This is a genomic window from Comamonas sp. JNW (assembly GCF_003105075.1).
GTDB classification, from domain to species: domain Bacteria; phylum Pseudomonadota; class Gammaproteobacteria; order Burkholderiales; family Burkholderiaceae_C; genus Comamonas; species Comamonas squillarum.
Genome location: NZ_QETI01000004.1, coordinates 14,763 through 29,276 on the forward strand (window position 1 = coordinate 14,763; position 14,514 = coordinate 29,276).

Annotated in this window: 13 protein-coding genes; 2 read left to right on the forward strand and 11 right to left on the reverse strand. The window is 62.3% G+C overall.

Annotation, left to right across the window (positions count from 1 at the left end; all coding sequences use genetic code 11):
- Positions 1-97: 97 nt before the first annotated feature.
- From DCO45_RS07660 to DCO45_RS07685, 6 genes are all read right to left on the reverse strand, one after another.
- Entirely contained in the window at positions 98-1,822 is a 1,725-nt protein-coding gene (locus tag DCO45_RS07660; RefSeq protein ID WP_116925298.1) for a biotin carboxylase N-terminal domain-containing protein, read from the reverse strand.
- 136 nt (positions 1,823-1,958) lie between these two features.
- Positions 1,959-3,551, reverse strand: a complete 1,593-nt coding sequence (locus tag DCO45_RS07665) for a 5-oxoprolinase/urea amidolyase family protein (RefSeq protein ID WP_116925510.1) — start codon at positions 3,549-3,551, stop codon at positions 1,959-1,961.
- 14 nt (positions 3,552-3,565) lie between these two features.
- The gene (locus DCO45_RS07670) at positions 3,566-4,342 is read right to left on the reverse strand and encodes a 5-oxoprolinase subunit PxpA (RefSeq protein ID WP_116925299.1); all 777 of its coding nucleotides are present in this window, start codon (positions 4,340-4,342) and stop codon (positions 3,566-3,568) included.
- Between the two features lie 22 nt (positions 4,343-4,364).
- Complete coding sequence (gene pcp, locus DCO45_RS07675) at positions 4,365-5,033, reverse strand: pyroglutamyl-peptidase I (protein ID WP_116925300.1); 669 nt, start codon at positions 5,031-5,033, stop codon at positions 4,365-4,367.
- A 24-nt stretch (positions 5,034-5,057) separates the two neighbouring features.
- A complete protein-coding gene (locus DCO45_RS07680) occupies positions 5,058-6,014 on the reverse strand; it encodes a DUF979 domain-containing protein (RefSeq protein ID WP_116925301.1) in 957 nt (318 codons plus the stop codon).
- Positions 6,011-6,745 (reverse strand): DUF969 domain-containing protein, encoded by a 735-nt coding sequence (locus DCO45_RS07685; RefSeq protein WP_021027884.1) that lies wholly within the window; start codon positions 6,743-6,745, stop codon positions 6,011-6,013. The genes DCO45_RS07680 and DCO45_RS07685 overlap by 4 nt, the downstream gene beginning before the upstream one ends.
- 315 nt (positions 6,746-7,060) lie before the next feature.
- Between DCO45_RS07685 and DCO45_RS07690 the strand changes: the two genes are divergently transcribed.
- Positions 7,061-7,735: a GntR family transcriptional regulator gene (locus DCO45_RS07690; RefSeq protein ID WP_116925302.1), complete on the forward strand. Its 675-nt coding sequence runs from the start codon at positions 7,061-7,063 to the stop codon at positions 7,733-7,735.
- 29 nt (positions 7,736-7,764) lie between these two features.
- Here DCO45_RS07690 and DCO45_RS07695 read toward each other — a convergent pair whose 3' ends face one another.
- Entirely contained in the window at positions 7,765-8,829 is a 1,065-nt protein-coding gene (locus DCO45_RS07695; protein WP_116925511.1) for a homocysteine S-methyltransferase family protein, read from the reverse strand.
- A 332-nt stretch (positions 8,830-9,161) separates the two neighbouring features.
- Here DCO45_RS07695 and recQ point away from each other — a divergent pair, with 332 nt between their 5' ends.
- Positions 9,162-11,090 (forward strand): DNA helicase RecQ, encoded by a 1,929-nt coding sequence (gene recQ / locus DCO45_RS07700; protein ID WP_116925303.1) that lies wholly within the window; start codon positions 9,162-9,164, stop codon positions 11,088-11,090.
- 89 nt (positions 11,091-11,179) lie between these two features.
- Here the strand turns inward: recQ and DCO45_RS07705 are convergent, their stop codons facing one another.
- The 4 genes from DCO45_RS07705 to DCO45_RS07725 all read right to left on the reverse strand — a co-directional run bounded on the left by DCO45_RS07705 (position 11,180) and on the right by DCO45_RS07725 (position 14,513).
- Positions 11,180-11,530, reverse strand: coding sequence for a hypothetical protein (locus DCO45_RS07705; protein WP_243419287.1), 351 nt, complete (start codon positions 11,528-11,530; stop codon positions 11,180-11,182).
- Between the two features lie 137 nt (positions 11,531-11,667).
- Complete coding sequence (locus tag DCO45_RS07710) at positions 11,668-11,925, reverse strand: MafI family immunity protein (RefSeq protein WP_116925304.1); 258 nt, start codon at positions 11,923-11,925, stop codon at positions 11,668-11,670.
- A gap of 92 nt (positions 11,926-12,017) precedes the next feature.
- Positions 12,018-12,488, reverse strand: a complete 471-nt coding sequence (locus DCO45_RS07715; RefSeq protein WP_243419288.1) for a hypothetical protein — start codon at positions 12,486-12,488, stop codon at positions 12,018-12,020.
- 225 nt (positions 12,489-12,713) lie between these two features.
- Positions 12,714-14,513: a molecular chaperone DnaJ gene (locus DCO45_RS07725; RefSeq protein ID WP_116925307.1), complete on the reverse strand. Its 1,800-nt coding sequence runs from the start codon at positions 14,511-14,513 to the stop codon at positions 12,714-12,716.
- Position 14,514: the final 1 nt, after the last annotated feature.

Genomic DNA, 14,514 nt, shown 5'->3' on the forward strand with positions numbered 1-14,514 from the left:
GGATGGGGAGCCGTCGCCAATAACACCGCTCCCCAACGCATAAAAAGGGCCGCGCAACCCATGGCTGCGCGGCCCTTTGCATTGGTAAAAATGCGGCTTAGTCGATCCGTGCAATCACGGCACCGGCCGCCTGGTAGCTGCCCGCTTCCACCTTCAGGCTGATGCGGCCAGCGCGGGGGGCGTTGATCTGCATTTCCATCTTCATGGCTTCCATCACGGCGATCAGCTCGCCCTCCTGCACGCTGGCGCCATCAGCGACCTTCCAGGTCGTGAGGGTGCCGGCGGAGGCGGCAGTGACGGCCTTCTCGTCCACAGCCGCTTCCACGGGCGCTGGAGCAGCGCCAGGGGCCGACAGGCCCGACAGCAGGGAGGCGGGCAGGCCCAGCATCACGCGGCGGCCGTCGAGCTCGATGGCGACGCGCTGCAGGCCAGCGGTAGCGGCAGGCTGGGGTCGGGTTTCGGGCTGGGCATCCCACTGGGGCATCAGCTCGGTTTCGATCCAGCGGGTGTGCACGCCAAAGTGCTCGCCGTTGATGAAGTCGGCATGCGCCATCACGGCTTCGTGGAAAGGCAGCACCGTGGGCACGCCTTCGATCTTGAACTCCTTGAGCGCGCGGCGTGCGCGTTGCACGGCCACTTCGCGGCTGGGGCCCCAGACAATCAGCTTGGCCAGCATCGAATCGAACTGGCCCGCCACTTGCGAGCCCGATTCCACACCGCTGTCAACGCGCACGCCGGGGCCCGATGGGGCCTCGAAGCGGGTCACCAGACCAGGGGCGGGCAGGAAGCCACGGCCCACGTCTTCGGCATTGATGCGGAACTCAAAGGCATGGCCATGGGGGGCAGGCACCGAGGTATCGGCCAGCACTTCGCCTTCGGCCACGCGGAACTGCAGGCGCACCAGGTCGGTACCGGTGGTCTCTTCGGTCACCGGGTGCTCCACCTGCAAACGGGTGTTGACCTCCAGGAACGAGATCGCGCCGCCTTGGCTCAGCAGGTATTCCACCGTACCGGCGCCCACATAGCCCGCAGCCTGGCAGATCTCGCGGGCCGATTGGTGGATGCGCTCGCGCTGCGCGTCGGTGAGGAATGGCGCAGGTGCTTCTTCAACCAGCTTCTGGTTGCGGCGCTGCAGCGAGCAGTCACGCGTGCCCAGCACCCGCACATTGCCGTGCTGGTCGGCCATCACCTGGGCTTCGATGTGGCGGGGCTTATCCAGGAACTGCTCGACAAAGCACTCGCCACGGCCAAAGGCCGTGACCGCCTCGCGCACCGCCGCGCCATACAGCTCGTCGATGTCCTCGGCCTTCCAGATCACCTTGATGCCACGGCCACCACCGCCGAACGCGGCCTTGACCGCAATCGGCAGGCCATGCTCACGCGCAAAGGCATGCACTTCGGAGACATCCTTGACCGGCTCGGGCGTGCCTGCCACCAGCGGCGCACCGACGCTCAGCGCCAGCTTGCGCGCCTGCACCTTGTCGCCCAGCTGCTCAATGGCCGAAGGCGGTGGTCCCACCCAGGTGAGACCGGCACCGATCACCGCGCGGGCAAAGGCGGCGTTCTCGGACAGAAAGCCATAGCCTGGGTGCACGGCATCTGCGCCGCTTTTTTGCGCCACTGCGATCAGCTTGGCGATGTCCAGATAGGTCTCGGCCGGGCGCTGGCCTTCAAGCGCATAGGCCTCATCGGCTATGCGCACATGCAGGGCGTCGATATCGGCGTCGGCATACACCGCCACGCTCTTGAGGCCGTGGTCCGTGCAGGCACGGATGATGCGGACGGCGATCTCGCCTCTATTTGCAATCAGAACTTTTTTCATGGCTGAGAAGACTCCAGACAACCAAAACACGACAGAGAAGTGCGACTGCCGCAGCGTGTTTCACGGCCTTTTGCAATCAACACTTCGCTCATAGCTAAATCCATTCAAGAACGGGCGCGCAGGCCCTGTTCCACACTCAGCCCACCAGGTCCGCAAAGGGCGCCAGGGGGCGGAATTGCAACCAGCCACCGACGGGCACTTGCGCGGCCAGGTCCAGGTGGTAGGAGGCAATGCAGGCGATGACTGGGTAACCACCGGTCAAGGGGTGGTCGGCCAGGAAAAGGACAGGCTGGCCACTGGCGGGCACCTGGATGGCGCCCAGGGCCGTGCCCTCGCTGGGCAGCTCCTGGGTTTGGCTGCGCACCAGAGCCGCTTCACCGGCCAGGCGCAAGCCCACGCGGTTGGACTGGGGGGTCACCTGCCAGCGCTGCGCAGCAAACAGGGCCACGGCCTCGGGGGTGAACCAGTCGGTGCGCGGGCCCATGACGACATCGAGCACCACGGTCTCACCGGCCTTGGGCAGCGCTGGCGGGTTCAGATCGGCGTCCTCCACGGCTGCGGCATCGCGCGCATCGCCCACGGCCAGGGTCTGGCCGGTAGCCAATGCGGCGGGGCCAATGCGGGCCAGGGTATCGGTGCTGGTGCTGCCCAGCACGGGCTCGACCAGCCAGCCACCGCGCACGGCCACATAGCTGCGCACACCGCTGTCGGGCTCGCCCAGCTGCAGCACATCGCCATCGTTCAAGGCAATGGCCGCATTGCGTGCGGCCTGCCAGGCAGCGCCGCTGGCGCTGCGCACGGTCAAGGGGCCGGTGGCGCCAGTGACGGCCACCACGGTGGCACCCAGGCTTTGCAATTGCAGGCCTGCGGCCACCGATTCGAGCACCGACAGGCGCGCATCGTTGCCCACCAGGCGGTTGGCACGGCGCATCGCGCCCTGGTCCAGCGCACCGGCGGCCGATACGCCCTGGCCGGCCTGGCCGGCACGGCCGGCATCCTGCACCAAGGTCTGCAGGCCGGTAGCACGCACGCGCATGCCGGCGCCGGTGTGCTCCGCCGCTGCCGGGGCCGGGGCTTGCACAGCGGATTGCTGCTGGAGCAAGGCCTGGCCCGCAGCGGTGCTGGCGTCGACAAAGCGCACCAGCATGCCCGGCTGCAGCAAGGCGGGCGGGTTGCGCAGCAGGTCCCACATGGGCACATCGGTGCGGCCCAGCAGCTGCCAGCCGCCGGGGGTGTCATTGGGGTAGACGGCACTGAAGGTGCCGGCAATCGCCACCGAGCCCGCAGGCACCTTGGTGCGCGGCGTGCTGCGGCGCGGCACGTTCAGGCTCGGGTCGCCCCCGGTCAGGTAGGCAAAGCCGGGCGCAAAGCCGCAAAAGGCCACGCTGTAGTCGCTGCCGCTGTGGCGGCGAATCAGCTCGGGCACATCAATGCCCAGGATCTGCGCCACATCGGCCAGGTCCTCGCCGTCGTAGTGCACCGCAATCTCGACACGCTGGCCGGCGCTGCGCGCCTGGCGGCCCAGCTGCAGCGCAGCCATGTGGCGCTGCAGGTCGGCCGCGCTGGTCTGCCAGCGGTCAAAGGCGATCAGGATGGTGCGCGCAGCGGGCACCAGCTCCTGCACGCCAGCGGGCAGCTCGGCCTGCAAAGCAGCCAGCAGGTCCAGGGTGTGCTCCAGGTCCTGCAGCTCCACCAGCATGCTCTGGTCGCTCACCGGCAAAAAGCGCATCGTGCGTTCGTCGCTCATGCGCCCGCCTTGTCCATGAAGGAGCGGATCTGCACGCCGGCGGCCTGCAGGTGCTCACGCACCGCCTGGGCCATCGCCACTGCGCCGGGGCTGTCGCCGTGCACGCAGATGGAATCGGCCTGCACCTCGACCACCGAGCCATCGTTGGCCTGCACCGTGCCTTGCTGCACCAGCTGCAGCATGCGCTGGGCGACCATCTCAGGGTCGTGCAGCACGGCACCGGGCTCGCGGCGCGATACCAAGGTGCCTTGCGGGGTGTAACCCCGGTCGGCAAAGGCCTCGGCGATCACCGTCAGGCCCGCGTCGCTTGCCCATTGCATCAGCGGCGAGCCGGCCAGCACCACCAGCGCCAGCTGGCCGCCCACGGCCTGCATGGCCTCGATCACGGCAGCGGCCTGGCGGCGGTCCTGGGCGATGGTGTTGTACAGCGCGCCATGGGGTTTGACATAGCGCACCGTGGTGCCTGCCGCAGCGGCCAGGCCTTGCAGCGCGCCAATCTGGTAGATCACATCGCTCACCAGGTCGGCATGGGCCACATCCATGTTGCGGCGGCCAAAACCGACCAGGTCGCGGTAGGCCACATGGGCACCGACCACGACGTTGTTGGCCTTGGCTTTTTTCAAGGTATCGAGAATGCCAGCCGGATCGCCTGCATGAAAACCGCAGGCCACGTTGGCGCTGCTGACGATGGACAGCATGGACGCATCGTCGCCCATGGTCCATGCACCCAGGCTCTCGCCCAGGTCGCTGTTCAAATCCATGGTGAGGGACATGGTGCTACCTTTCTTATGAATTTCAGTGGAGTTGGCCTGCGCTCAGCTGCAGATCCTGCTGCTCGGGATCATGCCGCAGCACGGCCGCAATCAGCGCTTCAATACCCTTGCACTGCGTCTCCACCGCCATGCTCGGGGCGCCGGGCAGCGCTGCGGCCATCTCGGGCAGGTAGGGCACATGCACAAAGCCGCCGCGCGTCTGCGCCCAGGCGGGCACGGTGTTCAGGCGGTGCATCAGGCCGTAAAAGACATGGTTGCAGACAAAGGTGCCGGCGGTGTTGCTCACCTCGGCGGGCACACCGGCTGCGCGCATCGCAGCGACCGCCTGCTTGATGGGCAACCGCGCAAAATAGGCCGCAGGGCCATCGGCGGCCACCGCCACATCGATGGGCTGCTGGCCGGCGTTATCGGCGATGCGGGCATCATCGACATTGATGGCCACGCGCTCGATCGACAAGGCCGTGCGGCCTCCAGCCAGGCCCAGCGCAATCACCAGGCTGGGCTGGTGCTGCTGCAAGGCGGCGTCCAGCGCCTCCAGCGCTTTGCCAAACACACAGGGCAGCTGCACGCCGACGATGCGCGCACCGCCGATTGCCTTGCCATCGAGCCTGCGGGTCACTTCCCACGCGGGGTTGAGGGGGGCTTTGTCAAAGGGCTCAAAGCCCAGCACCAGTACGGTTGCGTCAGTCATGCAGAAGTCCTGTGGTTGCGGCGATCAGTGGTTCATCAAAAAATACAACAAAAACACGTTGCAGACCAGGATGCCCAGTGCCGTGGGCACCTGCGCCTTGATCACCGCATTGCGGTCCGGCAGCTCCAGCAGGGCCGCCGGCACAATGTTGAAGTTCGCCGCCATCGGGGTCAGCAAGGTGCCGCAGTAGCCCGAGAGCATGCCCACCGCGGCCATGATGGCCGGGTCACCGTGGTACACATTGATCAGCACCGGCACGCCCACGCCGCCCGTCATCACCGGGAAGGCGGCAAAGCCATTGCCCATGATGACGGTGAACAGCGCCATGCCGACAACGTACACCACCACGGCCACAAAGCGCAGGTCCATGTTGATGTAGGTGGTGGTCACATGGGCCACGGCCTTGCCAACGCCGGCGTCCGAGAACACCAGGCCCAGCATGCCCAGCATCTGCGGCAGCACCATGGCCCAACCCATCGCATCGACCAGGCGGCGCGATTCGCGCAGCGATTGCACCGGCGATTCCTTCGTCATCTTGCAGGCCATCGCTGCACCGATGATGCAGCCCAGCGCCAGGCTCACCAAGGTGGCGTTCTTGGGGTCGATCAGGAAGTTGCCGCCGATCTTGAAGTCCTTGAGCAGCACGCTGCCGATCACGGTCACCACAGGGATGGCCAGCGCCGGCACAAACAGCTTGTTCTTCAGGCGCAGCGCGCTTTCCTTGTTCTCGGCATCGCTGCGCACTTGCGGCTTGCCGCCGCCCACGCCCTTGACCAGCACGATGAGAGCCAGCACGATCACGCCGGCACCGACCACTTCAGGCGGCATCTTGTCGCCCAGCAGGAACATGACCGCGTACAGGCCCCAGAACAGGCCGGTGGTCCAGCGCTTGGGGTTGCTGGCATCGAGCAGGTTGAAGACGGCCACGGCCGCCATGACCAGGCCGGCGAGCCAATAGACTTGGGTGATGCTGAAAATCATGCTGCACCTCCTTCACGGGTGGTCGATGCTGCGGCAGGCGCGTTGGCCATTTCCTTGGCGATGTACTGGTCCAGACGACGCAGGCGGTAGGCATGGATCAGGAACGCGCAGATCGCCGTGGGGATGCCCCAGACGGCCACATGGATCGGCTCGACGTCGATGCCCGCTTCATGCAGGAAGGTGGTCATCAGCACAATCGCGCCGAAGGCCACAAAAATGTCTTCACCAAAGAACAGGCCGACGTTGTCGGTGGCGGCGCTGAAAGCGCGCAGGCGGTAGCGCAGCGCTTCGGGCAGCTTGCCGTAGCGGGTTTCGGTCGCACCTTCAGCCATGGGGGCCAGCAGCGGGCGCACCATCTGGGGGTGGCCACCCAGGCTGGTCAGGCCAATGGCAGCGGTCAGCTGGCGCGCGCCCAGGTAGACGATCAGCAGGCGGCCGGTGGTGGCCGACTTGATGTGGCCGATCCAGTTTTGCGCGTGTTGGCGCAGGCCATGGCGCTCCAGCAGGCCGATCACGGCCAGCGGCAACACCAGGATAAGCGGCAGGTTGCGGGTTTTGACAAAACCCGTGCCCAGCTCGGCCAGCACTTTTTGCAGGGGGAAACCTGCCAGCGCAGCGGTGACGAGCGCCGTCACGACCACCACCACAAAGGGATTGAAACGCAGGACGAATCCCACGATGATGACGGCCACCCCGAGGAGCGGCCAGAGGTTGACGATTGAGCTGTCCATGACAATACAAGGTTTGTTATAGGCACGGTTCCCAAGGACTGGGCACCGCATAGTTTTTGTTCAACAAATCATCAATTTGACCAATGGTAAATTTGAATTTGTTGAACAATACAAAATTTTAGCCAAACAAAACAAGCTTTCTTATCGGGAAAACCCGTACACATCTGCTTTCAAATAGCGATGTAGGCGAAATTCTCGTCTTTGTGGCGAAGAAAATCGCCACAGTGACCGATTCAGGGGCTGGGGCCAATGCGCTGGGCCGGACCACAGGCCGCCGCTATCATGTGTATCAATCTCTGACTACCTGCGATCGCCATGAATGTTGCACTGCCTACTCTCTCGCTCAATGACCGCGTGGCCGAGCAGATTCGCGACCGCATCGTGCGTGGCGAATTCCAGCCCGGATCACGCCTCTCGGAAGTGGCGCTGAGCGAAAGCCTGGAGATCTCGCGCAACACCTTGCGCGAGGTGTTCCGCCTGCTGACCAAGGAAGGGCTGCTGCGCCATCTGCCCAACCGGGGCGTGTTTGTTGCCATCCCATCGATGGCCTCGATCATGGACATTTACCGCGTGCGCCGCATGATCGAGTGCCAGGCGCTGCAGCAGGCCATCCCGCAGCACCCGGCGCGCAAGGAAATGCGCGAGGCCGTCGCCGCCCAGAAGCAGCTGCGCGAGGCCGGCCGCTGGGTGGAGGTGGGCACCGGCAATATGCGCTTTCACAAAGGGGTGGTGGCGCTGGCCGATAGCGAGCGGCTCAATACCTTGTTCTCGCACCTGCTGGTGGAGCTGCGCCTGGCCTTTGGCATGCTGGGCGATGCCGAGTTCATGCATGCGCCCTATATCGACCTCAATGCCCACATCCTGGAGCGCTTTGAGGCCGGGGAGATGGAGCAGGCGGCCAAGCTGATGCATGACTACCTGACCCATTCCGAGCGTGTGCTGCTGAGCGTCTATGCCCGCCGCATGAGCGATGCGGGCATGGAGCTGTAAACGCCGCTGCGTTGAGGCCGCGCCGCCGTTCAGGCAGTTGCGGGGTAGAACAGCTTGCGCGCCGTGGCGCTTTGCACCGCCTGGGCGATGGCGCCAATGTGGTCGGGCGTGGTGCCGCAGCAGCCGCCCACGATGTTGACCAGGCCTTCGGCGGCAAACTCGTGCACCAGGCGGCTGGTGATCTCGGGCGTCTCGTCAAAGCCGGTATCGCTCATCGGGTTGGGCAGGCCGGCATTGGGGTAGCAGCTGATGAAGGTGTCGGGTGCGGCCTTGGCCAGCTCCTGCACATAGGGGCGCATCAGGGTGGCGCCCAGCGCGCAGTTCAGCCCGATCGACAGCGGGTTGGCATGGCGCACGCTGTGCCAGAAGGCCGTCACCGTCTGGCCCGACAGAATGCGGCCCGAGGCATCGGTGACGGTGCCGCTGATCATGATCGGCAGCACCTCGCCGGTCTGCTCAAAGGCCTCGTCCACCGCAAACAGCGCTGCCTTGGCGTTGAGCGTGTCAAAAATCGTCTCGACCAGGATCACATCGGCGCCGCCCTCGATCAGCGCCAAGGTCTGCTCCAGGTAGGCCTGGCGCAGCGCCTCAAAGGTCACATTGCGCGCGCCCGGGTCGTTCACATCGGGGCTGATCGAGGCCGTCTTGGGCGTGGGGCCCAAGGCGCCAGCCACATAGCGCTTATGGTCCGGGGTGCTGTACTTGTCGCAGGCCGCACGTGCCAGCTGGGCGCTCTTGAGGTTCATCTCATAGGCCAGATCGGCCATGTGGTAGTCCTCCTGGGCAATCGTCGTCGCACCAAAGGTATTGGTCTCGATCAGATCGGCGCCAGCGGCCAGGTATTTCTCGTGGATGTCGCTGATCACATCGGGGCGGGTGAGCGACAGCAACTCGTTGTTGCCCTTGACGTCGTAGGCAAAGTCCTTGAAGCGCTCACCGACGCTGCCAGGGCCGCTATAGCCTTCACCCCGGTACTGGGCCTCGCCCAGCTTGAAACGTTGGATCATGGTGCCCATTGCGCCATCGAGAATGACGAGGCGCTTGGCCAGGGTGGCGGGCAGTTCTTGGGCTCGGGTATAGCGGGGCAGTGACATGGCGGCCATTGTAGGGCGGCCGCCCGCCAGGCGTGGCGCCCAGGCGTTATTTGCCATACCGGCGCTGGTTGTATGGCGCCCGGTTGCTGCAGGGCCTCTACAGCACATCTGCATCACATCCACAGCGCAATTGCAAGGCATCCGCGCCACAAAACCGCCCGTTACCGCCCCACAAACCCCGCCCTACCGTTGCCGCGCCCCAAAACGCGCACAATAGCGCTTTGCGCCTGCGCCCGGGCTCCGTGTCTGGGCGACTTCTTCTGGCCCGTTGACGATACCCCGCTTGCGCGGCCCTCCCAGGGGGCTGGCACAGCTGCCTTCTCTAGCAATTTGTGACTTCCCTCGCCCACACCGTCTTGCAAGATGCCTTTGGCTATGCGCATTTTCGCGGCTCGCAGCAAGCCATTGTTGACCATGTGATTGGCGGCGACGATGCGCTGGTGCTGATGCCCACCGGCGGTGGCAAAAGCCTGTGCTACCAGATCCCGGCCATCGTGCGCCAGCAGCAGGGCCATGGCACCACCATCGTCATCTCGCCGCTCATCGCACTGATGCACGACCAGGTCAGCGCCATGCACGAGATCGGTGTGGACGCGGCCTTCCTCAACTCCACGCTGGATTACGACCAGACCCGCGATGTGGAGCTGCAGCTGATGTCGGGCGGCATCACCTTGCTGTATGTGGCGCCCGAGCGGCTCAACACGCCGCGCTTTCTGGGCCTGCTCGATGAGCTGCATGCCATGGGCAAGCTGGCCCTGTTTGCCATTGACGAGGCCCATTGCGTCAGCCAGTGGGGACATGACTTTCGGCCCGAGTACCGCGAGCTGACCGTGCTGCACCAGCGCTATGCCGGCGTGCCGCGCATTGCGCTCACCGCCACGGCCGATGCGCTGACCCGCGCCGACATCGTCGAGCGCATGCAGCTCGAATCGGCGCGCGTCTTCATCAGCAGCTTTGACCGCGCCAACATCCGCTACACCATCGTCGAGAAAAAGGACGCCACCGCCCAGCTGCTGCGCTTTATCGAGCGCGAGCACGATGGCGACGCCGGCGTCGTGTATTGCCTCTCGCGCAAGAAGGTCGAAGAGGTCGCGCAATCGCTGTGCGATGCCGGCATCAACGCCCTGCCCTACCATGCCGGCCTGGGCGCCGAGCTGCGCCAAAAGAACCAAAGCCGCTTTCTGCGCGAAGAAGGCATCGTGATGGTTGCCACCATCGCGTTCGGCATGGGCATCAACAAGCCCGATGTGCGCTTTGTCGCCCATGTGGACATGCCCAAGAACATCGAGAGCTACTACCAGGAAACCGGCCGGGGCGGGCGCGACGGCCTGCCCGCCGACGCCTGGATGGCCTATGGCTACCGCGATGTGGTCAGCCAGCGCAGCATGATCGACGAGAGCCCGGCGGGCGACGCCTTCAAGCAGGTGATGCGCGGCAAGCTCGACGCGCTGCTGGGCCTGGCCGAGGCCACCGACTGCCGGCGCGTGCGCCTGCTGGCCTATTTTGACGAGGTCTACGGCCAGGGCGGCGACTACGACTCGGCCCACCCCGAGGCCTCCGCCGCATCCGCCGAGAAGGCACCGCGCTACCAGTGCGGCAATTGCGACAACTGCCTGAGCCCACCCAAGACCTGGGACGGCACCGATGCCGCGCGCAAGCTGCTGTCCACCATCTACCGTGCCCATTCGGCCAGCCAGATCACCTTTGGCGCCAGCCATATCCTCGACATCGTGCGCGGCAAGGAAACCGACAAGGTGCGCCAGTTCGGCCACCAGCAGCTGAGCACCTTTGGCCTGTGCCAGGACTACACCGAGCCCCAGCTGCGCGGCGTGCTGCGCCAGCTGCTGGCCATTGGCGCCCTCGCCACCCACAAGGTGCAGACCGAAGCCGGCTACAGCTTCGAGACCCTGACCCTGTGCGACGGCTCACGCGCCGTGCTGCGCGGCGAGCAAACCGTGGAGCTGCGCGAAAGCACCGCCGAGCGTAGCCCCAGCAAACGCCAGCGCAGCACCAAACCCGCCGTCGCCGCGCAAAACCTGGGCCCCGACGAGCAGGTCCGCTTCATCAACCTCAAGGCCTGGCGCACCGAGGTGGCCAAGGAGCACAACGTCCCCGCCTACGTGGTCTTCGCTGATGCCACCCTGGCCGCCATCGCCCAGCGCAACCCGCAGAGCCTGGACGAGCTGCAGGGGGTGAGCGGGATTGGGGTGAAGAAGCTGGAGGCTTATGGGGAGGCGGTGTTGAAGGTGTGTAGGGATTGACGCTTGGTAGTTGCTCTGGAGCATTGCATCAGCCTTGCGCTGTGACGCTGCGCTAGTTCTTGCACTCTTATTGATCAAGACGGCCAAGGTCAGATCAATTGCAGGATGCCAAGGTCGTGCAGAAAAGTTTCCGCTTCGTCGTTTGGGACTTCGACCAAGAGTTTGTCTAAGCCATGCTTAGCGATGCAATCCGCGATCGCTCCTCTCATTTCGACATCCCATTGTGGAAGCCACCCACCAGACAACACCAGAAGCACCACTTGCCACATCAAATCCTCAATGGGCAGGTCAAATCCATCGTCAAATTGATAGGCTACATAGCCCATGACTTGTTCGTGCGACCACGCCTTTTTCACCGCGTGGTCTCGACACCCTTCGAAATAGCACTCAAGCGCCCATTCTTTCAGGTTTTCGTATGTAGCTCTCTCTTCACCCCACATATTCACTCCATTGTTCGGTCCGCTCTGCTGCTGCAGGCCATCTCGGTGAGTACTTTCACTCAAGCTAGCAGTAAACCGTAGAAAGTAGCTCTTGCTGTGAACTTGTGTTACCAGACCATGCAATTAGCCCAACTTCATTAACTGTCACGCAACCGAAGGTAGTCAAACCTAGTGCCCGAAAAGTCCATTTTTAGCAAATTCCCAACCCGTACGACCTGTTGGTATTCAGATTCACTTAAATTGACATCGTGATCCACGAAGAAATCACACAACAGCTCTAGCGCTAGCATGTTTTCTCCGTGACTCACATAGTCCTTCACAGTTTCAATACGAAAATCTGGCAATTTCTCAGAAAATAAATCTGCCAAGTTACAGATCTCTTCATCTTCGCTCATCTTTAATACTCTCCATCCATTTTCCAAAAAGCAAATTCAAGCAGACGCTTTTTCAGAGTGTGTAGCAAAACGAATAAGTGATAGTTGGCAGCCTAAAATAAAGGGGCTATCCGCCACTTTATATCGCTCGCATAGTCCACGCCATTCAAAAAACAACAAAACGCTTCATTCACTTTGTCTATGCTGATCCACTCATCCGCCATCATCGGCATTTGGCCAGCACTAAACACCAGCAGTGTTCCGTCTGGAAAAACTTTGCTTCGAATATCACCATAGGCACGCCATCGCTTGACCGATTCAGCGCGATAGAACTCCATTAGGCATGTTGTTCCTCCGCCTGCCACTTGTACGTAGTTCTTATTTTCGTCAGTGGGTGAAGCGTAAGACGATGGGCCATAACTTCTAAGACTGGACAAAACTCTTCGCCCCTGCGTGGGGGTGGGGCGATGAATCGAAGGCTTACCCTCGCACTCTAAAAGCATTTTTGCATCCACTAAGTTAGCCTGAATTTCACCTGAATTTTTCAGAGATTCCCAAACTTTGAATTTCGAAGCTCCAGCCAACGGGCATCAAGCGCGGTTCAAACCATTTGGCACCACCAGAGATCCAATCGATCCGCTTGCGTTTTATGCTGGCAGGGGTGGCATCTTCATAGCCAAACTCAGTTCCACAACATGGGCATAGGCTCCAGGTAGGGCTGCAGCCGTCCTCACCCCATGGGGGATCATTGAGCAAGTAACCACATACCCTGCAGTTCAGATCACTCGTATCGGCATCTCCGTTGCTTTTCATGGCAGCTTGAGCTGGTGTGTGTCCAACTCCTTCAACTGAGCGTTCCCTTGGCGTCTTCTTTCCTCTGCACGCTCCTGCAAAGTCGACAAGGATGAATCGGGTCTTTGGCAGGGAATAAGGGACGAATCATGGGCGCACTCCAAAGCATCTGCACCCGACTCAGGAGGCAGCCGCCAGTCGTAATCCGGAAGCTTGGCTTCGTTCACTAATTGCTGCAATGACAACAGAGGCTTCTTTGCATCCGGCCAGGCATCTACATGGCTCAGCAGGTTCCAGAAGACGGTCGAGTAATCACGCTCAAGGTCATTGATAGCCAATTTATCCTTCGCCATCAGACCTTGTGTGGCATCTCTATCGCGTGGAGATTTCTGAGTCGTGCACCAAGCCAGTTCTTGCACAAATGCCTTCGCCGATGGCACATCACCAACCTGCAGCCACTGGTTACGCAGTGCAAAACTGCGCAGCTCGGCGCAGTAGCGCACGGGCGACTCTGGGCGCACAAAGCCAAAGGCACGACCATCGGGCATATTCAAATACAGATGGGACAGCCTTGAGCTGAATGATCCGCCGCCCAAGTGATGACCAACTCCGGTCAGCACACGCGCAATGCGCTTGGCCTGCTCCAAGCCTCGTTTATCTACCTTGGTGGCAACGCGAGGGTTCGTGATACAGGAAGAGTATTTCCAGAGATCATTTGCTGGCACTGCTTGCCAAGAGTTTGCGCGGCCACCTGCCAAGGTTTGTGCACACTCCATGTCAGACTTTGCTTGTTGTGATCCGTGGGTACGACCCGCAAACCAATTGAAGAAGAGAAGCGCTGCCACCAAGATCACAGCGATCAAGCCGAAGTGCGTCAAATATGCCTTCGCTCTGGGCTTCCACTGCTTCGCTAACTGGTGGATGCCATCAGCAGCGCGTGTGTGCATTGGCAATTGCGCCCATTGCGACATCCAGTTCTGCAGCTGACCTTCAGGCAGCCACCAGTTCAACAAATGGCGCCACTGCTCCTCAAACAGTTCAAGGTTCTCAGGCGTCAGCCGAAGAGCTTGCGCCACCTTGGGGTCAGGCTCACCCAACAAGGCAATCGCAACCTGGCGCTGCTTCGTCTTAAGGGTTTGGAATGCATCCAAGATGTATTCCAGCACTTCGTTATTGACGCCGTTTCGCTGCCATGCAAACAGGCTATCCGCAGCAACCAACAGGGCACTGCGACGCACGCCAAGCGTCTTACCCGCAATGCGCTGCGCCAGCGTCATCACAAACGCTTCCCGGTTTTCAATGCTTTCCAGCTCCGGGCTTGCCAGCAAACGTTGCAGCTCTTCCTTTGCAGCCTCCATGTCCGCTGCTGCAAACTGCCAATTCCAAGCATCCAGCAGCTGCTCGGCAACGGCCATGGGATTCGTGACCAGCCGCTCAGCCTTAGCCTCAGGTTCCGGAACGGGTTCCGGTTCCTGTTCGGGCTCGTATTCTGCGTTTGAGGCGGGGTCAGTGTCAGCGCTAAAGTCCGGTCTCGCTTCTGGCCCTTCGTCGGATTGCGCGATTTCCGGTTGATCCATCGTCTGCAGTAGCTCTGGTGGCGACGGCTGAGCCTCAACATGCTTGAACCACACATCAAGCTCAGGCTCGCCACGCGCACATGCCATGGCCTGCTCGTAGGCACTGCGCAATGCGATAAATTCCTGCGGCTTCGCGATTTGGTCAATATCCTTGAGCAACCGCGCATAAGCGCGGCGCACCGCCCGCTCATCAGCATCTACCGGCAACCCCAGCTGCGCAAATACTTCCTGCAGATTCATT